The 22,005-nt window shown below is 41.7% G+C and carries 21 protein-coding genes and 1 other annotated feature; of the genes, 3 read left to right on the top strand and 18 right to left on the bottom strand.

What is annotated here, in order from left to right:
- Positions 1–311: 311 nt before the first annotated feature.
- Positions 312–532, top strand: a binding site (T-box leader).
- A gap of 53 nt (positions 533–585) precedes the next feature.
- A complete protein-coding gene (gene trpS, locus AWT60_RS12780) occupies positions 586–1,581 on the top strand; it encodes a tryptophan--tRNA ligase (protein WP_218677330.1) in 996 nt (331 codons plus the stop codon).
- Positions 1,582–1,616: 35 nt separating this feature from the next.
- On the opposite strand, the gene AWT60_RS12775 is transcribed toward trpS, so the two are convergent.
- The 9 genes from AWT60_RS12775 to AWT60_RS12735 all read right to left on the bottom strand — a co-directional run bounded on the left by AWT60_RS12775 (position 1,617) and on the right by AWT60_RS12735 (position 11,580).
- Positions 1,617–2,369 (bottom strand): YjbA family protein, encoded by a 753-nt coding sequence (locus AWT60_RS12775; RefSeq protein ID WP_024426484.1) that lies wholly within the window; start codon positions 2,367–2,369, stop codon positions 1,617–1,619.
- Positions 2,370–2,514: 145 nt separating this feature from the next.
- On the bottom strand, positions 2,515–3,414 hold the full coding sequence (opp4C, locus tag AWT60_RS12770; protein WP_080769567.1) for an oligopeptide ABC transporter permease: 900 nt from the start codon (positions 3,412–3,414) through the stop codon (positions 2,515–2,517).
- 33 nt (positions 3,415–3,447) lie between these two features.
- Positions 3,448–4,398 (bottom strand): ABC transporter permease, encoded by a 951-nt coding sequence (locus tag AWT60_RS12765; protein WP_034621771.1) that lies wholly within the window; start codon positions 4,396–4,398, stop codon positions 3,448–3,450.
- 230 nt (positions 4,399–4,628) lie between these two features.
- Positions 4,629–6,263, bottom strand: coding sequence for a peptide-binding protein (locus tag AWT60_RS12760; RefSeq protein ID WP_076840860.1), 1,635 nt, complete (start codon positions 6,261–6,263; stop codon positions 4,629–4,631).
- An 85-nt stretch (positions 6,264–6,348) separates the two neighbouring features.
- Positions 6,349–7,371: an ABC transporter ATP-binding protein gene (locus tag AWT60_RS12755; RefSeq protein ID WP_218677329.1), complete on the bottom strand. Its 1,023-nt coding sequence runs from the start codon at positions 7,369–7,371 to the stop codon at positions 6,349–6,351.
- The gene (locus AWT60_RS12750; RefSeq protein WP_076840858.1) at positions 7,368–8,348 is read right to left on the bottom strand and encodes an ABC transporter ATP-binding protein; all 981 of its coding nucleotides are present in this window, start codon (positions 8,346–8,348) and stop codon (positions 7,368–7,370) included. Before AWT60_RS12750 ends, AWT60_RS12755 begins: the two co-directional genes overlap by 4 nt.
- Before the next feature lie 149 nt (positions 8,349–8,497).
- Complete coding sequence (locus AWT60_RS12745) at positions 8,498–9,301, bottom strand: DUF2268 domain-containing putative Zn-dependent protease (RefSeq protein WP_218677328.1); 804 nt, start codon at positions 9,299–9,301, stop codon at positions 8,498–8,500.
- Positions 9,302–9,378: 77 nt separating this feature from the next.
- A complete protein-coding gene (gene fabF / locus AWT60_RS12740; RefSeq protein ID WP_034282078.1) occupies positions 9,379–10,620 on the bottom strand; it encodes a beta-ketoacyl-ACP synthase II in 1,242 nt (413 codons plus the stop codon).
- A gap of 21 nt (positions 10,621–10,641) precedes the next feature.
- Positions 10,642–11,580, bottom strand: coding sequence for a beta-ketoacyl-ACP synthase III (locus tag AWT60_RS12735; protein WP_024425052.1), 939 nt, complete (start codon positions 11,578–11,580; stop codon positions 10,642–10,644).
- A 171-nt stretch (positions 11,581–11,751) separates the two neighbouring features.
- On the opposite strand from AWT60_RS12735, the gene AWT60_RS12730 reads away from it, so the two are divergent.
- Complete coding sequence (locus tag AWT60_RS12730) at positions 11,752–11,985, top strand: hypothetical protein (protein ID WP_024426489.1); 234 nt, start codon at positions 11,752–11,754, stop codon at positions 11,983–11,985.
- A 10-nt stretch (positions 11,986–11,995) separates the two neighbouring features.
- On the opposite strand, the gene AWT60_RS12725 is transcribed toward AWT60_RS12730, so the two are convergent.
- The 4 genes from AWT60_RS12725 to AWT60_RS12710 all read right to left on the bottom strand — a co-directional run bounded on the left by AWT60_RS12725 (position 11,996) and on the right by AWT60_RS12710 (position 14,649).
- The gene (locus tag AWT60_RS12725; RefSeq protein ID WP_024425054.1) at positions 11,996–12,193 is read right to left on the bottom strand and encodes a ComZ family protein; all 198 of its coding nucleotides are present in this window, start codon (positions 12,191–12,193) and stop codon (positions 11,996–11,998) included.
- Between the two features lie 12 nt (positions 12,194–12,205).
- Complete coding sequence (locus AWT60_RS12720) at positions 12,206–13,168, bottom strand: BMP family ABC transporter substrate-binding protein (protein ID WP_041110116.1); 963 nt, start codon at positions 13,166–13,168, stop codon at positions 12,206–12,208.
- A gap of 91 nt (positions 13,169–13,259) precedes the next feature.
- Positions 13,260–13,835, bottom strand: a complete 576-nt coding sequence (locus AWT60_RS12715; RefSeq protein WP_218677327.1) for a nad binding enzyme — start codon at positions 13,833–13,835, stop codon at positions 13,260–13,262.
- 73 nt (positions 13,836–13,908) lie between these two features.
- A complete protein-coding gene (locus AWT60_RS12710; protein ID WP_024425057.1) occupies positions 13,909–14,649 on the bottom strand; it encodes a hypothetical protein in 741 nt (246 codons plus the stop codon).
- Positions 14,650–14,861: 212 nt separating this feature from the next.
- On the opposite strand from AWT60_RS12710, the gene AWT60_RS12705 reads away from it, so the two are divergent.
- On the top strand, positions 14,862–15,056 hold the full coding sequence (locus AWT60_RS12705; RefSeq protein WP_003211779.1) for a YjzD family protein: 195 nt from the start codon (positions 14,862–14,864) through the stop codon (positions 15,054–15,056).
- Positions 15,057–15,171: 115 nt separating this feature from the next.
- Here the strand turns inward: AWT60_RS12705 and AWT60_RS12700 are convergent, their stop codons facing one another.
- The 5 genes from AWT60_RS12700 to AWT60_RS12680 form a co-directional block, all read right to left on the bottom strand.
- Entirely contained in the window at positions 15,172–16,437 is a 1,266-nt protein-coding gene (locus AWT60_RS12700; protein ID WP_034621775.1) for an MFS transporter, read from the bottom strand.
- A gap of 163 nt (positions 16,438–16,600) precedes the next feature.
- Positions 16,601–16,780, bottom strand: a complete 180-nt coding sequence (locus AWT60_RS12695; RefSeq protein WP_008348517.1) for a YjzC family protein — start codon at positions 16,778–16,780, stop codon at positions 16,601–16,603.
- A gap of 102 nt (positions 16,781–16,882) precedes the next feature.
- On the bottom strand, positions 16,883–17,833 hold the full coding sequence (argF, locus tag AWT60_RS12690; protein WP_041110110.1) for an ornithine carbamoyltransferase: 951 nt from the start codon (positions 17,831–17,833) through the stop codon (positions 16,883–16,885).
- The gene (locus AWT60_RS12685; RefSeq protein ID WP_218677326.1) at positions 17,830–20,910 is read right to left on the bottom strand and encodes a carbamoyl-phosphate synthase (glutamine-hydrolyzing) large subunit; all 3,081 of its coding nucleotides are present in this window, start codon (positions 20,908–20,910) and stop codon (positions 17,830–17,832) included. The genes argF and AWT60_RS12685 overlap by 4 nt, the downstream gene beginning before the upstream one ends.
- On the bottom strand, positions 20,903–21,964 hold the full coding sequence (locus AWT60_RS12680; protein ID WP_041110106.1) for a carbamoyl phosphate synthase small subunit: 1,062 nt from the start codon (positions 21,962–21,964) through the stop codon (positions 20,903–20,905). Before AWT60_RS12680 ends, AWT60_RS12685 begins: the two co-directional genes overlap by 8 nt.
- Between the last annotated feature and the right edge of the window lie 41 nt (positions 21,965–22,005).

Raw genomic sequence — 22,005 nt, 5'->3', positions numbered from 1 at the left:
TATAATGAATAGAATAATTTATTGCAATATCAATTTCATATATTTTTTAAAAACGTAAATGGGGATAAAGAGGGATTTTTATAAACTAAAGTCTCAATCACTTCAACAAATTAAAGCGTAAATTGATTAAAATAATTTAACAAATTCAGCAGGAATAATGTTTTATACATATAATTAATCATCCTTTTTTAAAAAATTCTGACAGTTATTTGGTATTTTATCTAAAATTTTAAGTGTCAATAGGCATGATGAGAAGGTCACATAAAGGCTTCGTGACTTTTTCATGGTCATCCTTTATAATAGATAGACATATTGTTGCGATGAAAAAGAAGAGTACATATATTCACCATTTACAGAGAGTCTGCGGCCGGTGTGAGCAGATAATGGCATGTATGGAATGGGCTTTGGAGCAGCTAACCGAACACTTCTAAAAAAGTGAGTAGGCTTAGACGGAGCAGTCTCCGTTATCAACGTCTTGAGTGATTTCTATGTGAAATAACAAGGGTGGTACCACGGTTCATTCGTCCCTTTTCTGTTGAAAAGTGATGGGTGGGCCTTTTTATATTGAAGAAAAGAGGTTTTAGTATGACAAAGAAGACAATTTTTTCAGGTATTCAGCCGAGCGGTTCTGTCACGTTAGGGAACTATATTGGAGCAATGAAGCAATTTGTCGATTTGCAGCATGACTATAATGGCTATTTTTGTGTCGTGGATCAACATGCGATTACAGTGAGTCAGGACCGATTAGCTCTCCGCCAAAATATTAGAAGCTTAGCAGCTCTTTATTTAGCTGTTGGACTTGATCCAGAGAAAGCGACATTGTTTATCCAATCAGAGGTACCTGCTCACGCCCAGGCAGGATGGATGCTGCAATGTGTTGCTTATATTGGGGAATTAGAAAGAATGACCCAATTTAAGGACAAATCCGCTGGTAAGGAAGCAGTTGTTTCAGGCCTATTAACGTATCCCCCATTAATGGCTGGCGATATTTTATTATATGGTACTGATTTAGTCCCTGTTGGAGAAGACCAAAAGCAGCACCTTGAATTGACTAGAACGCTTGCTGAACGCTTTAACCGAAAGTACAATGATATCTTCACTGTGCCTGAAGTGAAAATCCCAAAAGAAGGCGCTCGGATTATGTCTTTAACAGATCCAACGAAAAAAATGAGCAAATCCGATCCGAACCAAAAATCCTTCATTACCTTATTAGATGAACCAAAGCAACTTGAAAAGAAAATTAAAAGTGCTGTGACGGATTCAGAAGGCATCGTGAGGTATGACAAAGAGAACAAACCTGGAATTGCCAACTTGCTGACGATTTATTCTGTATTAGGCAACATATCGATTGCAGAGCTGGAGCAAAAGTACGAAGGCAAAGGATATGGTGAGTTTAAAGGAGATCTTGCGAACGTTGTCATTGATGCTTTAAAACCAATTCAAGATCGATACCATGAACTCATTGAATCAGACGAGCTTGACCGTATTCTAGACGAAGGTGCTGAAAAAGCAAACCGCGCAGCAAACAAAATGCTGAAAAAAATGGAGAATGCGATGGGTCTTGGCAGAAAACGCAAATAAAAAAAGCTTGCAGCACGACTCGCTGCAAGCTTTTTCTAGTTTACTTTTGATTCGTTTTCCATTTCCCAAAGCTTTTCGAAAAAAGGCTGTCCTTTAATCATTTTTTCACAGAAGGCTAAATGATTCTCTGACCACCCATCAATCGTTTCATTGTAAAGCATGTTCCAAATCTCTTCGAAAGACATTCGTTTGATTTGGTTGTACATCCGCGGGTTCCATTCCGTATACCAATACGCAATCTCCGCCCTGTTTTTGAGCCCTTTTAATTGATCGAGCGCCATAAACATCAGCTGTTTCAGCTGTCTTTCTTTTCTCGTTAATCCGCTGATATGCTGCGGCGGCAGTGATAGAATGTGATACTCTTTTGTCGATTCAAGGCTGTCCTTAGAAAATTCATATTCCTCTGCCTTCACATCTTTCACCATTTCATACACCAATTGCTCCTGCCTTGGGATCAAGCGGCTTTTTCTCACAGGTATGGAATACCCAATCGTATCTACAGCAATAATTCGAATGCCGTCTGTGACCACAAAGCAATACTCTAATTTACGGCGTTCATGATTTTTTCGAATATAGGATTTCTCAAATACAGACTCTAGCAGTGTCTTCGGCAGCTCTGATAGATCATTCTCTATGTAATCAAACAAAGGGCTCTGCACCTTAAGTAAAGGCACTTGATCTAACAGTTCAACGCTGTCCTCCTTACGCCACTCATGAAAATGACACACATTGTAGCCATTTTCTTCCCCTTCAAACCAATTCACCCATACGTCATGAAGAAATAACATAACCAATCCCTCACTTTATAAAAACTGTTGTCCACAGTATGGGCAAGGGATAGAGAAATTATTCCAACTTTATCAAAACTTCAAGCTGAGAATGATGAGCTTCATGTCTTTCTTTCGTTCAGGAAACGCAGAGCCCCTTTAAACTTTATTTCAGCTTTTTAGGATCAAGTGCATCTCTCAGCCCATCTCCTAAAAAATTAAAGCATAAAACAGTCAGCAAAATGAATAAACCTGGGAAAAGCGGGTACCACCAAGCTTGCACCATAATCGAGAAATTTTGTGCATCTTGCAGCATGTTGCCCCAGCTTGCAGTTGGCGGCTGAATACCAAAGCCAAGGTAGCTGAGCGTTGATTCAGCTAAAATGACGGAGCCTACTTTTAATGTAGCTGATACAATAATAGGACCAATACAGTTCGGTAAAATATGCGAAAAGATGATGACATGATTTTTCGTTCCAATGGTTCTCGCCGCGAGGACGAACTCTCTTGTTCGAAGTGATAAGAATTCACTGCGGATAAGCCTTGCGGTTGTTGTCCAGCCTGTCAAAGCAAAGATTAAAATCAATTTATCAATGCCCGGTTTGAAAATGGTGACAAGCGTGATCAAAAGAAAAATGTCTGGAATCGACAACACGACATCGACAAACCTCATTAACAAAGAATCAACAAACCCTTTGAAATACCCCGCGACCGCGCCAACGACAGTGCCAATGGTGATTGCACCGACCACTGAGACGAAACCAACCAATAAAGAGACCCGCGCGCCATATAGCACCCTTGAGAAAATATCGCGGCCAAACTTGTCAGTGCCCATAAAATGCTCAGCACTTGGCGGCTGGAGCCGCTTCAATAAATCTTGCTGTTCTGGTGTATATGGAGCGATCACTGGAGCGAAAATGGCTGAAAAGATAATGACCAATAAGATCACGGAGCCGGCAACCGCCAATTTATTTTTAAAAAATTTCTCACAAAATAAACGCAGCATCGTCTCTGGCTTTGGTTGAAGGCCCTCCTTTAATTTGATATCAACAGGAGGTGTTCCCATATTAGGCTGTGCCAATTGTGCTTCAGCTCCCTTCTAATATTCAATACGCGGATCAACAATCGCATATAAAATATCCGCTATTAAATTTCCAACCACCACAAGCACTGCGGAAATAACGGTCATCGCCATAATGACCGGATAATCTCTCGAAAAGGCAGAATCAATGAACAGCTTTCCAAGTCCTGGCCAGGTGAATATTTGTTCCACCACGACTGCGCCGCCAATAAAGGATGGTATCATTAATCCGAAAATCGTTATGACAGGCATAAGACCGTTTCTTAAACCATGTTTAAAAATGACTTTGTTTTCTCTAAAGCCTTTCGCTCTTGCTGTGCGAATATAATCCTGCCTCATGACATCAAGCATACTTGACCTTGTGTACCTGGTCAGCCCTGCCATGTCAGCCGTTGCTAAAACAAAGGCTGGTAAAATGATGTGATGGAGCCGGTCAAACACATTAAAATCGGCATTCAAGGTAGAGACTCCGCCAGTTGGAAACCAACCTAGGTTCACGGATAAAACCATAATAAGGATGAGACCAAACCAAAAGTTTGGAATAGCCAGTCCGATAAAAGATGTAACCGTAATGCCATAGTCAAGCTTTGTGTATGGACGTTTTGCTGAAAGAACACCAAATGGAATGGCGATCAGCAGGGCAACTAATGTAGAAAAGATCATGAGGATGAGGGTATTTGGCAGCCGGGCAAAAATCAAATCAGCCACGGGTGTTCCCTTTTTGACAATGGATGTGCCAAAGTCACCTTGAAGCATATTGCCAAGCCATTTCATATATTGCACATATTCAGGATCGTTCAAGCCGTACTTATCAATAAAGGCTTCCCGGTCTGCCGCACTAATGGTAGGGTCCATCATGAGTGACATCGGATCGCCTGGTGCTGCTTTCATAATGGCAAAGGACAAAATGGTAATCCCTAATAAAATGGGAATCGAGAGCAATGTCCTTCTAATGATATATGTAACCATATGCACAACTCCTTTTTCATCGGATCGCCATTCTGTGAAAAAAAAGGCCAAAATGATGTTATTTTAGCCCTTTGTCTGCTTTTCAGCGTGATATGAAAACCCTTGAATCCTCATGCTGATGCGGAGCGAACGAAGTGATCTTTTTAGCACCCACGCAGAGAACTGACACCGAATGCAAGGGATTGTTTTCACGGTGAAAGGGGAGAATCCCCCCCTTCTTCACTATCAGCCTACTGTTCAAGCCACCATTTTTCGATTTTGTAATATTCATCTTTCGGGTGGTAAGAGTAGCCTTGGAGATTAGATGGCATAGCACGATGTGAGTTAGCATAGTAAAGGAACGTGTACGGCTGATCCTCTGCGATCAGTTTATAAATTTTTTCATATGCCTTTGAATAATCTTTTCGATCGCTTAAGTTTTTAGCATCAACTAACAGCTTATCGACCTCTTTATTTTTATACCAGATGTTATTTAAGCCTTTTTCTGACTGGCTTGAGTGGAATATGCTGAATTGATCAGGGAATGTCGCAAGGCTCCAGCCGAGCAGCAGTGCATCATAATCCCACTTAGGCGGTGTCGTCTGCTCAATGAGTGCACTGAATTCCACAATTTGCGGCTTCGCTTCCACACCGATTTCTTTGAGCTGCTGCTGGACAACGACAGCGATATCTTCACGAACTTTATTTCCTTGGTTGGTCTTTATGACAAAGGAGAATTTCTTGCCATCTTTATCAAGATAGCCGTCTCCATCTGTATCCTCCCAGCCCTCTTCTTTCAGCATCTTTTTCGCTTTTTCTTGATCAAATTCAAACACTGGCACACTTTCATCCTTTGGATAGTTCCAGGACAGCGGACTTTCTGGAATGTTGGCTACTTTGCCGTCTCCATCTAGCACTTGGTCAACAATCGTTTGACGATCAATAGCATGTGTCAGCGCTTGGCGGACCTTTTTACTTTTAAAGAGTTCATTTTTCTGGTTCCAGCCAATGTATGAATAATTGAGTCCTAGATCAGATTCAATTTTAATGTTGCTCACTTTTTCAGCTGTTTGCAGCTCGGAGCCTGGTACAGCAAAGAAATCAATATCTCCTGCTGACAGCTGGGCAATCGCTGCATTCTGATCAGGAATGGTTTTAATTGTGACAGTATCAAGGTAAGGACGTCCATCCCAATAATCGTCAAAGGCTTCTAGTTTGACGTAGTCTCCTTCTTTCCATTCTGCAAATTTAAATGGACCAGAACCGATTGGTTTTTTTCGGTTAAATTCGTTTTCACCGAGATCTTTTATAGGCACATCACCTAAAATATGCTTAGGTAAAATACCATAGCTTCCTAGTGTGACATTATAAAAATAAGGATCTTTTTTATTGAGCTTGAATTCGATCGAGTAGTCCCCTGTCTTTTTAACAGACTCTAAAACTTCAAAGCCTGATCCGCGCTCCCCGTTGTAATCCTTATTGATTGGAATGCTGTATGTAAACACAACATCATCAGCAGTCAGTTCTTCACCATCATGAAACTTCACACCTTTTTTAATGGTGACATCAAACTGCTTGCCGTCATCAGATTCTTTAATATCCTCTGCCAGCGATAGCTGAGGGTTGAGCTTTCCGTCTGTTTGAAGTAAGAAGCTGTAGATTCTTTCCTCAATATCAGAGCTTGCCACATCTGTAGAATACAGCGAGTTAAATAATGTTGGCTCTGCAATTGAACCGATGACAAGATCGCCGCCTTGTACAGGTTTACCTGTGGATTTCTTTCCACTATCTCCAGACGTTTTATTTCCACCAGAACAAGCAGCAAGGATTAATGTAAAAATCAGCAGTAAACTGATCAAAATGGACTTTCTATTTCTAACTTTCATAGACAATTCCCCCTATTCTTTTTTAAAAATAATGACCGAATCCTGTTTCATCCCCCCTCTCAAAGATGAGATCATACAAGCTTGATCAAGCGTTGTAGAGGTGGCAGGCAACAAAGTGGTTCGTTTTTAATTCCTGAAATGCTGGTACTTTTTCTTTACAGATTTCTTTCGCGTGCGGGCATCTTGTGTGAAATACGCAGCCTTTTGGCGGATTTGCAGGATTCGGCAAATCGCCTTGGAGCATAATGCGTTCTCTTTTCGTCTGCCCTTTTTTACGGGTGACAGGAACGGAAGAAAGCAGAGCCTGTGTATACGGATGGAGCGGGTCATCGTACAGACTATGCTTATCAGCAAGCTCCATCATTTTGCCGAGATACATGACACCGACTCTATCGCTAATATGCCTGACCACACTTAAATCGTGAGAGATAAATAGATAGGTAAGGTCAAATTCCTCCTGAAGCTCCTCCATCAGATTAATAACCTGCGCCTGAATGGATACATCAAGTGCTGATACAGGCTCATCTGCAATGATCATGTCGGGATTCATGGCAAGGGCACGAGCGATGCCGATTCGCTGCCTCTGTCCGCCTGAAAATTCATGGGGATAGCGGTTCGCAAAGCTTGGATGAAGACCTACCTTTGATAAAAGCTGTTCTACTTTTTCATTTCTTTCTTTTAAGGAATATAAGTGATGTGTTTTGTAGGGTTCTTTGATGATGCTTCGAAGTGTTTTTCTAGGGTTGAGTGATGCAAAGGGATCTTGAAAAACCATTTGGATGTTTTTTCGTGTAGATTGTCTTAGCTTTGATTCTGATACGCGCATGATGTCTTGCCCTTTAAAAAAGATTTGACCGTCAGTTGGTTCGTATAGGCGAATCATTGTCCGGCCTAGTGTGGATTTCCCGCATCCTGACTCCCCGACAATACCTAACGTTTCACCTTTATAAATCTTCAAGTCTATGCCGTCAACAGCTTTCACTGCACCGACTTTCTTTTGAAAGACGCCCGCTTTAATCGGAAAATGTTTTCGAATCTGTTTCAGTTCAAGGATCGTTTCTTTCTCTGGTAAGTCTGTTATTTGTGTTTGATTTTGAGCAAGTGTCATGTGTTGTCTGCCTCCTCATATAAGAAACATCTGACGCTTCTGCCATTTTCAAATGTTCTCAGCTTAGGCAGTTCTCCCAGGCAGCGTTCCTTCACTTGCGGACATCTAGGAGCAAAGCGGCAGCCGGCTGGAAGCTGATCTGGCGCAGGAACATTCCCTTTGATGGCTGTTAACGGCTGTATGTCTCCGTCAATGACAGGAATCGATTCAAGAAGCCCTTCTGTGTAAGGATGAAGCGGCTGTTCAAACAACTCTTCGACAGTCCCATTTTCAACAACCTGTCCGCAGTACATGACAATCACTCGATCTGCCACTTCAGACACGACACCTAAATCATGTGTGATAAGAAGAATAGATGTACCAAAGGTAGAGCATAAATCTTTCATTAAAGTGAGTACCTGTGCTTGAATGGTCACATCCAGGGCAGTTGTCGGTTCATCTGCAATGAGAAGCTTCGGATCACAGCTTAGCGCTATGGCAATCATCACTCTTTGCCGCATGCCGCCTGATAAACGATGCGGATAATCTTTCATGATTTGCTCCGGGCGGGAAAAACCAACAAGCTTCAGCAGATCAACCGCTTTTTTGACCGCTTCTTTTTTTGAAAGTTTTTTGTGATAGATGAGGATCTCTGTTATTTGTTCTCCGATGGTTAAGACGGGATTAAGTGAGGTCATGGGTTCCTGAAAGATCATAGATACATCATTACCGCGGATGCTGCATAATTCCTTTTCACTATATGTAACAAGGTCCTTTCCATCAAGTTTGATGGAACCATCCATAATTTTCCCACCCGTTCCATGAATCAGACCCATAATGGATAAGGACGTAATGCTTTTGCCAGACCCAGACTCACCGACTAATGCGACAGTTTCTCCTCTGTTGATGCTGAAGTCAACGCCATCCACAGCAGGTATCGGTTCCTTTTTTCGAAAAAAATATGTTTTTAAGTTTTGCACTTCAAGCAGCGTGCTCATTCATTCGCCCCTTTCTCCATAGATCAATAGAATTGAACCTGAATATTCCGTCTTTTTAAAATAAAAAGAATTATTTGTATATTATTACATCGCTATGACGAAATCAAGAAGTATTTAGTAAATTTGTAATATGTCTCTTTTTATGTGAATTATTCACTTTGTGATTCTATCGCCTTTAAAAAGGTTTCTGCTGGCTCTGCAATCATAGACTCCTCGCTGATTCGGTGCTCATTGAAATATTTTTTCACAATATAAAACCCGGTAGCGTAACCAAGCATTTTAGGGTAGTTCCCTTTTCCATAAAGAAGATTCTGTATCAGCCTTTCGTCGTCCTGGACTCTTTGATCAAGATGACTGGATACCCATTTCTTGTACATACGCTGCAGCTGATCTTCGCTATAGAAGGTGGTCCATTTCGCTGTATAGTTTTCTCCATATCTATGATACACAGCATATTCAGCGAGCCCCTCCATCATGATTGTATCGAGGAATGTAAAGTCTTTTTCTTCTTTTGAGAGAAAATGCAGCCTGCATACATGGTGATATTCATGAGTCAGCAATGTACCGATTCGCTCCTTCGGGGTATTTGGAGACAAAAAAAGAAAGACCTTGTCATCAAATGCCATGCCGGATTGATAATAAAATTGCTCTCTGATTTCTCTGCTACTCTCGTTGACAGGTAAAATAAACACTGGAATGTCAGGACCTTTCCACTGCTTTTGAAGCGTTTGGTATTCTTTCATGACAAGCTTGAAGTACCCTTTTTCCTTGAGCCTGTCGATCATGTTTTTGCACGAGCTCCAAGACCGAACCATCCCGTGATGCTGCAGGTGAGCGAGGATAGACGACCATTCTTTTTCCTCGGCCCCTTTAAAATAAGGAACAAAGCGCGCTGCAAGCTCCTGAAATGATGATGATTGATGAATGAGATATTGTGTATTGATCAGACCCATACCGCTGAACACCTCCATTTTCATCATATGCAAAAAAGCGGCGATCTGTTTATCGACCGCCGCTTTCTCAGAAAGTATTACGCTTCGTATTTTTTGAAAATAATTGTCGCATTATGCCCGCCAAAACCAAGGGAGTTACTTAAAGCCACTTGTACTTCTTTTGAACGTGCTTCATTTGCTACATAATCAAGATCACATTCTTCATCCGGTGTTTCAAGATTAATGGTTGGAGGAAGGACGCTGTCTTTAATCGCAAGAACAGAGAAAATGGCTTCTACTCCGCCTGCTGCACCAAGTAAGTGACCTGTCATTGATTTTGTCGAACTGATCGCAAGCTGGTTCGCATGCTCTCCGAACACTTCTTTAATCGCCATTGTTTCAAATTTATCATTGTAAGGTGTGCTTGTACCGTGGGCATTGATATAATCAATATCTTCCACAGACAACCCTGCATCTCGAATCGCTTCTTTCATTGCACGGACGCCGCCTTCTCCATTTGGAGCTGGTGCTGTAATATGGTAGGCATCTCCAGTTGAACCATAACCAACGATTTCTGCATAAATGGTCGCACCACGTTTTAAGGCATGCTCAAGTTCTTCAAGAACAATAATCCCTGCACCCTCACCCATGACAAATCCGTCACGGTTTTTGTCGAATGGACGGCTTGCTGTCTTTGGATCAGGATTTGTCGAAAGGGCTTTGTTCGCACAGAAACCTGCAAACGACATTTTTGTTAATGGCGCTTCTGTTCCGCCTGTGATCATCGCATCTGCATCGCCGCGCTGAATAACTTTAAATGCATCACCAATTGAGTTTGTTCCTGTTGCACATGCTGTCACTGTACAAGAGTTAACCCCTTTTGCGCCAAGTGCAATAGAAATTTGGCCTGTCGCCATATCAGGAATCATCATTGGGACGAAGAATGGACTGACGCGTCTTGCCCCTTTATTTGAATACACTTCGAACTGCTCTTCAAATGTTTCAAGTCCGCCAATACCAGACCCAACCCATACACCAACACGCGGTGCGATTTCATCTGTGATTTCAAGACGTGAATCTTCCAGCGCTTTTTGAGCAGCAACGACTGCATATTGCGTGAAGCGTGCCATTTTTCGCGCTTCTTTTTTCTCCATGTAATCTTCAATGTTAAAATCTTTTAGTTCTGCCGCTACTTTTGCGGTATATTCACTTGAATCGACACGTGTAATCGGTCCAACCCCTGATACACCCGCTAAAGCATTTTTCCATGTTGACTCTACATCGTTGCCAAGTGGTGTCAAAGCACCTAATCCTGTAACAACTACTCGTTTCTTATCCATTAATTTGTGCACCCCACTCTTTTATCGGCCCCATCGCATAGCGATTGCGCCCCAAGTTAATCCGCCACCAAAACCAACCATTACAATCACATCGCCGTCATGAATTTTTCCGGCTTCGATTTCTTCACATAGTGAAATTGGAATGGATGCTGCTGATGTGTTTCCATATTTATGGACAGTCTTCGACATTTTTTCAACTGGAAGCTCTAAGCGTTCGCGTGCTGCTTCCATAATGCGAATATTTGCTTGATGCGGGATCAAGAAATCAACGTCTTCTTTTGATAGTCCAGCTTTTTCAATGACATTTACACTTGACTCGCCCATTTGTCTTACAGCAAATTTAAATACTTCTCGTCCATTCATGATTGTATGATCTTTTTCATCTAAGTACAAGTGCTTCCCGCCGCTTCCATCTGCTCCAAGTTCAAATGATAGAATTCCTTTACCTTCGCTGACTTCTCCCAGCACAGCAGCTCCAGCTCCATCTCCAAACAAAACAGCTGTATTGCGGTCATCCCAGTCGGTAATGCGAGAAAGCTTTTCAACACCGACGACAAGCACGTGTTTGTAAGTTCCTGATTCGATAAATTGTTTTCCAGTAACAAGCCCATACATAAAGCCAGCACACGCAGCGCTAATATCCATTGCACATGCTTTATGTGCACCGAGCTGCTCTTGAATCATACAAGCAACTGTCGGAAATGCTTGATCTGGCGTGACTGTCGCCACAAGAATCATATCGATATCTTCTGCAGCCACATCTGCGTCAGCTAATGCTTTTTTTGCAGCAGCAAGCGCCATATGAGATGTATTGACATCATCAGATGCAATTCTTCTTTCTTCTATACCTGTTCTAGTACGAATCCACTCGTCAGAAGTTTCAACCATTTTTTCTAAATCATGATTTGTTAATACTTTTTCAGGTATATAGCGGCCAAGGCCAATAATTCCAGCATTCATTGAATAAGACTCCTTTTACTCATACGAGCATGTGATATTGTGATCTTATATTAGTATCTGGTACTAATTTTACCTTATTTTTTTCTTCTTGGCAATACAAACGTCTAACCTTTCCTCTCACTTTTTTCATAGATTAATGATATATACCAATAGTAGAAAGGAACATGTGATATGGCGCAAAAAGATATTTTCTCAGCAATGATGTTTGGACAGCCGCTTGAAAAGGAGAAAAGCAAGACAGAGGCAAAGGAGGAACGTGCGGAGACATCTTCAAGTGAGGACTCAATTGACTACATGCATGTCATGAATCAAATTGGGAACATTATGAACTCCATTGATGAGCTGAAGCCTGTGTTTAAAGATGTTGGTCCTATGATTAGTGCCTTCAAAAAAAAATTATCATAAAAAAAAGCCACTATTCTGTGGCTTTTTCTGATTCTGCATCTGCTTTTCCAAGCTCGTATGCTTCTTGCATGACAGATGTAAATAATGTTAGAAGCGGCTGAAGTGCTTCAGGTTCAAGCTGAATCCCTGCTTTATCTAACTCTTCCTTCGCCTGCGGAAAATACTTCATGGCAATTTGTAAAAATTCCATCGATTTTTCGTGCTGCATGTCGTCGTCTCCTCACTTTTCATTTGGCAGTTTACCTGTTTTTTTGTATGACGCAATATCACTTTCAATGTCTTTCACAAAAGCGTCGTCAATGGTGGAACTAAATTTCCCCATCTCGACCACTCCTTCTTTAAAATCAAAGGAGTACTCATCTTGTTCATTTAGCTTGCCTTCATTAAACTTCTTTGCAATGATACTGTACGCTTTATCAACATGCTGTACAGTGCTCGTTAAAACTGTATGGCTGCCGAGGTTGGATTGATCGGTGACGTATCCGATCGCTGATAAATTATCGGCTTTGATTTGTTCAATGACAGGGATATTATAACCATCGCCTGCTGGATACACAACATCAACGCCCTGCTTTTTTAATTTTTGATAGAGCTCCACCGCTTTGTCAGCATCATCCCAGTTTTCGACAAACTCTGCTAATACTTGTACATGTTCATCTTGATATTTTGCTCCTTTGATAAAGCCGTCTACTTCACTTTGCCAATCATATGTAGCAAGAATCCCAATCTTTTTTGTTTTTGACATATGTGCAGCTGTCATGCCTCCGAAAAAGCCCATCGCTTCACCTTTAAACGTCACGTTTGTGACATTGCCCGCCTGAGGCTTGTTTCCATTGACCGTAATAAATTGTATGTTTGGATAATCTTCACTGATCAAGTTAAAAATTTCACTGTATTCATTGCCATGGCCAATAATCAAATTGACTCCTTTTTTATGGAATTCTTCAATGGCATCAACGATTTTCTCCTTGTCAACCATTCCTTCCTTATAATAAACATCTACACCAAATGTTGATTGGATATTTAATAAGCCTTTATAACCTTTCGTTCCCCAAACTTGATCATTGATCGTATCGGGGACGAGTAAACCCACCTTCTCAATTTTTCCTTTTAAAGGCGCCTGCGAGCAGGCAGATAATAGAAGAAGGAACGAAAAGATCATGACAAGCCGCTGGTACTTCATGCCATGTTCAACTCCCTTTTGCAACATGCAGTGATGAACCTGTATGTTAAATATAGGTTTATTTTATACTGAAAAAAGATAAGATGGAAGATCATTCTTGCTTTTTGTCGAAAAATGTTGAGTTTTGTCTTTTCCATTCTGCAATCATGTCTTCTGCTTGTTTGTCATCTGTTTGCCTTTCTACCTTCAATTCATACGTCATGTCCTGTCTTTGACCTGTGTCCGATGCCCATTGTAACAATTCCTTTGCCACATCTTCTACAAAAAGTGAATTTGCACGCTTTGTTCGATCTTCATTGAGTGACCATGGTCCGAACATGCGAGGAAGAATAACTGCCGGCACATTCTGTTTCGCTGATTCATTTTCAGGTTTTTCATAAAGAATCTGGTACATGCCATGCTCTGCTTTGATGTCTTTCTGCCTGTTATGCGGTTCCTCTGATTGAATAAAAATGAGGTCATACGTGTCTTTGCTATCCTGAAGGTCAATGACACGAACGAGATCATTTCTGCCCAGCCACATCATCCGCTCTTCTAACAGTCCCTTTTGTTCTTCTTTAAGATCATGAGGACGCGTGATATCCACTTGAATGCCCTCTTTCATCATATATTCACAAAGTGTCAGGCCAAAAAACTCATCTGCCCCTATGATCAGTCCTGTTTCCATGTTCATGTCCCCTTTTTTAATATCGAATAAAAAGAAGAGCCCTTTCTATGAAGGGCTGTTATCATCCTATTCATCACAATTCTCTTTCATGCGATTTATAAAACTTGTGAATGGATTGAAAGATTCTTCTCGGATGATCAAACATATGCAGCGTGAGATCGACCTGACAATGTTCTGGATTTTTCATATGCTGATCAATAAAAGGCTTTGCGTGAAGTTCATATGCATAAGGTGCGCCGTTTAGCCTTTGCCATATATGAATCGGCACATGAGCAGAATGAACAGGACAAGAAGGCAGTGGATACGTTTCAGCTTCTTTTTCAGAACAGCCATAGCTCTCTGCTAACTCTTTGAGCAGCTGCTTATAAAAGAATTTGTGTTCCTTTTCTCTTTCTCGTTGGGCATCCAGATTCAGACATGGATTTACCATCGCAATGGACCTTAGTACTTCAGGCATCTCCTCAGCAAGGCTCATGGCAACAAGTGCACCCATTCCCTCTGCGAGCACATGAATTTCCCGGTTTAATATTTCTTGTTTTAGTGTGTGATGCACGAGCTGCTTGGCACTAAAAACAGCATCTTCGCATCCCCAGTGATTCCCATGAAGATGACTATTAAACAATGTATATCCTTCATCCTTTAAGGCAGTTAAAAGCTGGTTTCTTCCATAATGCTGAAGCCAGAATGATGTATTTTCCTGCACAAAGTGATTTCGGTCACCGAGGATTAGAATGCCAAAGCCATTTGGTTTTTGAGGAAGGTGAATGATGTTCCACTGGGAACCAAGCTGGAAAAAACGTTCGCTTACACCCATATGGCCAGCCTCCTTTCAGTGATTCTGCTTTCTATGATATGAACAACAACTCTTGTAGGAATAAGGAAATCCCCTAAAGACAGAAGAATTCTTTTTATTTTTATAGCAGAAGGTCTCAAAATGGTCACATAAAGGCGGAAAACAGTCTTTTCCCTTCACTTGCATCTATGGTATGATAATCAATAGATTGTTACATAAAGGACGGTGGGATTATGCATTATATTATCACCCTCATTTGGACTTTTCTGCTGACACATATGGCTGGTTACATCGTTGCCTCTATGAATGGAGCTGCTTATGATTTTACGCTCACTTCCATTCTTGCAGTTGTGTTTACGGTTATTTTATTCATCTTTGCTGAAGTAAGTCCAATGAAAGAAACGGAAAGTTCAACAAAACATTCTTAATATGACTTGTGAAAAAGAGCTAAATTGATGTTTAGCTCTTTTTTCTTTTTTTCTGCGTGATTGAAAAGCGGCATGCTAAAACCCCCTGCCCAAACATACAGGGGGTTTTTATTGTTTATACCTCGACGGTTTCGGACTTCTGTTTGTCTTGAGTCAAATGGCTTTTCGCAAGCCCTGTAAACAGGAAGATCGCGATACCTGATAAAATTTCAAGGATTCCTCCGCCAGCAATGACAGGTCCCGCTCCAAATCTTTCTGCCAGGACGCCTGATACGACAGCTGCAAGCGGGAGGAAGACATTTGATGAGGCATTGATCACAGCATATACTTGCGGCTGATCCTCTTGGTCAACAGATGTTTGAATAATGACCATTTCCGGCACATTGATCGCACTGACAGCAGCTCCGAAAATAAAGGAAGCAAGCAGAACAACCGGCAGCCATGTACTCATCCCTGTAATAAAGAATGCAGCTCCTTCAATCATGCCAGCGACAATAAAGAACAAACCAAATCTCTTAATTTTCACCTTTGCCAGAGCAAAGCCCATCATAAACGCGCCAACTGCGGCAACGCCTCTTAAAATAGAATACACCATGGAGTCGCTTTGCAGCGCTTCTGCTACGTATACCGCTGACAGTGCCTGCCACGGAGCTGCTGCGACATTCATTAAGATACAATACAGCGTGAGCGCAAATAAAATGTGATGGTTTTTGACAACGAGAAAACCTCTTTTTAAGTTATACAAATATGTATTCTTCGCTTGTTTAATGCCCGCTGCTTTTTCTTCATCGGTTTTCTTTAGTTTGACCCCGATAATAAACAGACCAGAAATCACAAATAAAGCAGTGGTGATCAGCAGAGTATCTGCAGGCCCAATTAATTTAACCAAAAGACCTGCCACCATCACTGCTGCAAGTGCAACAATCTCAAAAGAAGATTGCAGGATTGCATTTGCTTTTTGAATGAGATGCTTTGGAACAATCTGCGGTAAGATCGCCACCGAAGCTGGATTATAAGCTGCACCTGTTGCCGATTGAATAACCATTAATGAAATCAATAACCATAGAGGCAATAGATGCGAAAAGTGCAGAAGTGGAATAATGAGTACAATTGTTGCTCGAACAACATCTGAAGCGAACATCCATTTAGACAAATGGTGCTTTTTCATAAGAGGTCCTAATATTGGGGCTAACAATGATGAAGGGAGAACAGTTACTGCTAGAAGAAGTCCTGTACCGAGCGCTCCATCCCCTCTTAAAATCAATAGCCAAAGGACGGATGTAAAAGCAAAACTTTCCCCTGTGTTTTTAATGAGTCTTGATATGAATAATGAGGTGAAGCGTTTATTCCAAACACTTTCACTGAGATTCATCTTTTCCATCACACAAATCCTTTCAACAATATATTACATATTTTACCTTAAGTTCTCTTTTTTTCATACTATTTATTTGAAAATTTGAACTTAATTGTTTTTTATTATAAAGAAAAAAGAGGCATGACACATGCCTCTAAAGTCTTATTCCTGCTGACTCTTAGTCAATTGCTTACGGCTTTCTTTGGTAGGTCCAAACACGATTATGGTTCGAGTTATCAGGAAAGACATCGCCTGCTTTAAGCTTAATCTTTAAAGGATCTTTCACCATACTTCCAGTTTCGCCGATCTCGATATACACACCATTATTCGGTGCTTTATTCCCTGATTTAAACTGATGCTGCTGACCCATTTTCATCCTCCTTTCTCGATTGATGTTATTATGTCCCGTCCCTTGCCTCTCCAATCCTTTATGCAAAAAGTCCCTGCTCATACGAGTCAGGGACACTTGGATTTATTTGGATGGTTGATACATAAGTTCTTTCATTAACGCTTTTTGCACATGCAGGCGGTTTTCTGCCTGTTGAAATACTTTTGATTGCGGCCCGTCAATAATATCTGCTGTCACTTCTTCCCCGCGATGTGCCGGGAGACAATGAAGGAAAATATAGTCCTTTGCTGCATGACTCATCAGTTCGTCATTGACTTGATATTCTTTAAATTCAGCAAGACGTTTCTCTGTTTCTGCTTCCTGCCCCATGCTTGTAAACACATCTGAATAAATAACATCTGCATCTTTTACAGCTGCAACAGGATCTGTTGTCACGGTCACTTCTGCGCCTGATTGTTTTGCAAACTCACGGGCAGTGTCTGTTACTTCTTGAAGTGGTTCATAGCCTTTTGGTGATGCAACCGCAATGTCACAGCCTAGCTGCGCACAGCCGACCATCAAGGAGTGCGCCACGTTATTTCCGTCACCGATATAGGCCACTTTGATTCCTTTTAAAGTACCTTTTGTTTCTTTAATGGTTAATAAATCAGCAAGCGCCTGACATGGATGTGAGTAGTCGGTTAATCCATTAATGACTGGAATAGACGCGTATTGTGCAAGCTCTTCAACCTTCTCATGTTCGAAGGTTCGAATCATAATACCGTCGACATAACCAGACAGCACCTGCGCTGTATCACTGATGGTTTCTCCTCTGCCAATTTGCAAATCATTTGAGCTGAGAAAGAGCGCATGTCCTCCTAGCTGCGTCATCCCCGCTTCAAACGAGACACGGGTTCTAGTTGAAGATTTTTCAAAGATCATCGCTAACGTTTTTCCTTTGAATAAATCTTGATATGGGTTTTGTTTCATTTCTTCCGCTTTTTCAATTAAATAAGCAATCTCATGGATTGAGAAATCTTTTAATGATAAAAAGTCTTTTCCGTATAATGCCGGTTGCACGTCGACTTGACTCATGCCGTCACTTCCTTTTTATATAATTCATGGAGTGATACTGGTGATACATCTCCATTTTTCCCTTGCAGGAATGCTTGAACTGTTTCATATTCGGTTAGGACTTGAACGCCGTGTGTGAGTGCTTTTACACGCTGCTCTTTTGCCTCTTCATCTTCTCCTAAATGAATATGAAGGGATTTATCTTCATTCTGTAGCCAAGATTCAAAGCTGCCAGTCCAGACGTCAAAGCCTGCATGCTTCGCTTCATCTATCAATTGCTCGCTGCCTTGTATAAAAAGGCTTCCTTTTTGCTTCCAGATCGGCGCAAACACTTTTTTCAAGGCGCTTTCGGCGTTCTTGCCTACACACATTCCTTCTCCTGTCGCTTTCATTTCAGGTGTCAGCTTGAGGTCGATATCTTGAATGGCATGTGATGAGAACACTGGGAATTTGACCGCTGTCCCCCCTTTGTTTTTCGTTGCAGGGTTTAGTTCTTCAAGCGATGCACCAGCTAATAATTGAGTGGCCATTGGGATCATATCAATGCCCATTACCTTACTGACGACTGGTACAGTCCGGCTTGCCCGCGGATTCACTTCTAATACAAGCGCCTGATCACCTTTGATGACAAATTGGATATTCATAATGCCCTTGAACGCTAATTTCTTCGCTATTTGTTCAGACGCGGTATGCACCTGCTGTTTGATGTCTTCACTGATTGAGATACTTGGTAAAATGGCAAAGCTGTCACCTGAGTGCACGCCCGCTTTCTCAATATGTTCTACGATGGTTGGAATGAACGCCTTTTTTCCGTCAGAAATAAGATCGACTTCAATTTCTTTTCCAGTGACGTACTCATCAATTAAGATTGGGTATGGCAAATGATCTGGCTGATCAAGCAGTGACGCTAAATGTGCTTCTGACTGAACAACGATCATTCCCATTCCGCCAATGACATACGATGGGCGAATTAATACAGGGTAACCGATGCTTTTCGCATGTACGAGTGCTTCTTCTTTTGAATGAGCCGTATCTCCTTTTGCGTGAGGAAGATTCAGTTCATCAAGAAGCTGATAGAATAAATCACGGTCTTCAAGTGCATCCAGCGTATCAAAGGACGTACCTAACAACGTGACACCGGCTTTTTCCAACCCTTCTGCGACGTTAATCGCAGTCTGTCCGCCAAATTGGACAATGACAAAATCAATCTGTTCTGCTTCCACAACGTTTAGGATGTGCTCTAATGTAATCGGCTCAAAATATAAACGATCTGCAATCTCATAATCAGTACTGACTGTTTCTGGATTGTTGTTCATCATGATGGTTTCAAATCCAAGCTTTTGCAAGGTCAGAACGCCATGAACAGCGCTATAATCAAACTCGACCCCCTGCCCGATTCGAATCGGACCAGAGCCAATGATGAGTGCACGCTGCTTTGTTTTTTCTTGATGCTCACCATCGCTTTTGCCGAAGTAGGTGGAATAGAAGTAATTCGTTTTTGCATCAAATTCCGCCGCACATGTGTCAACAATTTTAAATGAAGCAGCAATGCCGTATTCTTGACGAAGCTGCCTGATTGACTCTTCCGTGTGACCCGTAAGAAGAGCAATCGTTTCATCAAGGAAACCCTTTTCCTTTACCTTTTTCAAGGTATCTTTTGATAGCGTCCCCTTATGATCTTTCAATTCTTGTTCGAGCGTAATCATATTTTTAAACACATGTAAGAAGAATCGATCAATTTTCGTCGTTTGATGAATCGTTTCAACCGTTTCTTGTCTTGAAAGAAGCTCCATAACAGCGAAAAACCGGCGATCGTCTGGTGTTTTGATGAGTTCAAATAATTGTTCTGTCGATTGCTCTTTCAGTTCTGGCAGGTGGAAGCCCTTCGTTTTAATTTCAAGTGATGCAACTGCTTTTTGAATGGCTGACTCTAAATTCCGATCAATCGCCATGACTTCGCCAGTGGCCTTCATTTTTGTGCCTAATTGACGGTCTGCCTGTTTAAATTTATCAAATGGCCAGCGCGGGAATTTCACGACAACATAATCGAGTGCCGGCTCAAAACTAGCATAGGTTGTACCTGTAAGCGGGTTTTTCAATTCGTCTAGCGTATAACCCACCGCAAGCTTAGCTGCCATTTTCGCAATCGGATAGCCTGTTGCTTTTGATGCAAGAGCAGAAGAACGGCTGACCCGAGGATTCACCTCAATGACAAAGTATTCTTTACTGAGTGGATCAAGGGCAAATTGGATGTTGCAGCCGCCGACTACATCCAGCGCTGAAATGATTTTCAGGCTTGCAGAACGGAGCATTTGGTAATCCTGATCCGTTAATGTTTGGGAAGGTGCAACGACAATCGAGTCTCCTGTATGCACACCAACTGGATCGATATTTTCCATGTTGCATACCGTGATACACGTATTTTGACGGTCTCTCATGACCTCATATTCGACTTCTTTAAAGCCAGCTATGCTTTTTTCAACTAAACACTGGTGAATTGGACTCGCTAAAAGAGCTCCTTCAATGAGCGGCTTAAACGCCTCTTCTGTTAGAGCGATTCCGCCGCCTTTACCGCCAAGTGTGTATGCTGGTCTTAGGATGACTGGGAAGCCGACTTCTTTTGCAAATTGAAGAGCATCTTCCGCATTATCCACAATTTCACTATCTGGCACAGGTTCGTTCAAATGCTTCATGAGAGCACGGAATTTCTCTCGATCTTCACCGTTTTCAATGGTTTCAACTGACGTTCCGAGCAGAGTCACCCCATGCTTTTTCAGCACACCGGCTTTTTCCAGCTCGACAGCAAGGTTTAAAGCCGTCTGTCCGCCAAGGTTGGCTAAAAGACCATCTGGTTTTTCCTTTTCAATGATTCTTGTCACTGAATCAACTGAAAGCGGTTCAAAATAGATTTCATCAGCAAATGACTCGTCTGTCATAATGGTTGCTGGGTTATTATTCACTAAGATGACTTTGTAGCCTTCTTCTTTTAAGGCCATACATCCTTGTGTTCCTGAGTAATCAAATTCTGCTGCCTGACCAATGATGATTGGACCAGACCCGATGACTAGAATGGTTTGTATGCTTTGATCTTTAGGCATGTGCGACTTCTCTCCTTGCTTGTTTCACTTTCTCAATAAAATCATCGAATACCCATTCACTTTCAGCAGGCCCTGGGTGTGCTTCTGGATGAAATTGAACTGACATAATCAGCTTTTCTTTATGAATGAATCCTTCTACAGATCCATCATTGACATGAAGGAATTTCACATCCACTTCTTTGTCATTCATGCTTTTTTCATTCACAACATAGCTATGGTTCTGACTTGTCATAAAGACACGTTTGGATTCTGTATCCTGGACAGGATGATTCGCTCCCCTGTGGCCAAATGGCAGCTTATACGTATCTCCGCCAAGTGCAAGAGCGATTAATTGGTGACCTAGGCAGATCCCAAGTGTCGGAAATGACATCATGATGTCATGAATTGATTTTAAATACGGTGTCATGGTTTTCGGGTCTCCAGGTCCGTTTGACAGCAGGATCGCATCCGGATTGATCTCAAATACCTTTTCCATTTGTTTATATGGAATGACGGTTACTTTACAGCCGCGCGCTGCAAGCGAATCTGCAATTGATTTTTTAAATCCAAAATCAATGAGCGCCACATGCTCCTCACCGCTGCCTTGTGTGTAGATCTCGCTATCTGTCACCTGTGCGACGACATTGTCTTGTTTCATTGCAGGCGGTGTTTCGTTTTCGTCTACACTGAGCACAGCGTTCATCGTTCCATTTGCCCGGATGTTTTGCACAACTGCGCGCGTATCTGTATGTGTCAGAAGCGGGATATTCCACTTTTGTAAATAATCTTTTAAGCTGACCGCTGCAAGATGATGTGAAAAATGTTCTGCTGCCTCGTACACAACTACCGCTTTTACTTGAGGCTTCTTGCTCTCAAAGTCTTCATGGTTAATGCCGTAATTTCCGATCAGCGGATATGTGAAAACAATGATCTGACCTTTATAGGAAGGATCTGTGAGCACCTCTTGATAACCTGTCATACCTGTAAAAAAGACCACTTCACCTGTGATGCCAGCTTCTCCTGTCAGATCTCCTTCAAAAGAGGCTCCATCTTCTAAATTTAAATAACCTTTCATGCTTATGTCACCCCAAAAATTGAATAATTAATGATATAAAT

Source organism: Bacillus sp. F2HM (genome assembly GCF_019266135.1).
GTDB classification, from domain to species: Bacteria; Bacillota; Bacilli; order Bacillales; family Bacillaceae; genus Bacillus; species Bacillus safensis.
This window is presented reverse-complemented; position numbering and strand designations above follow the sequence as displayed.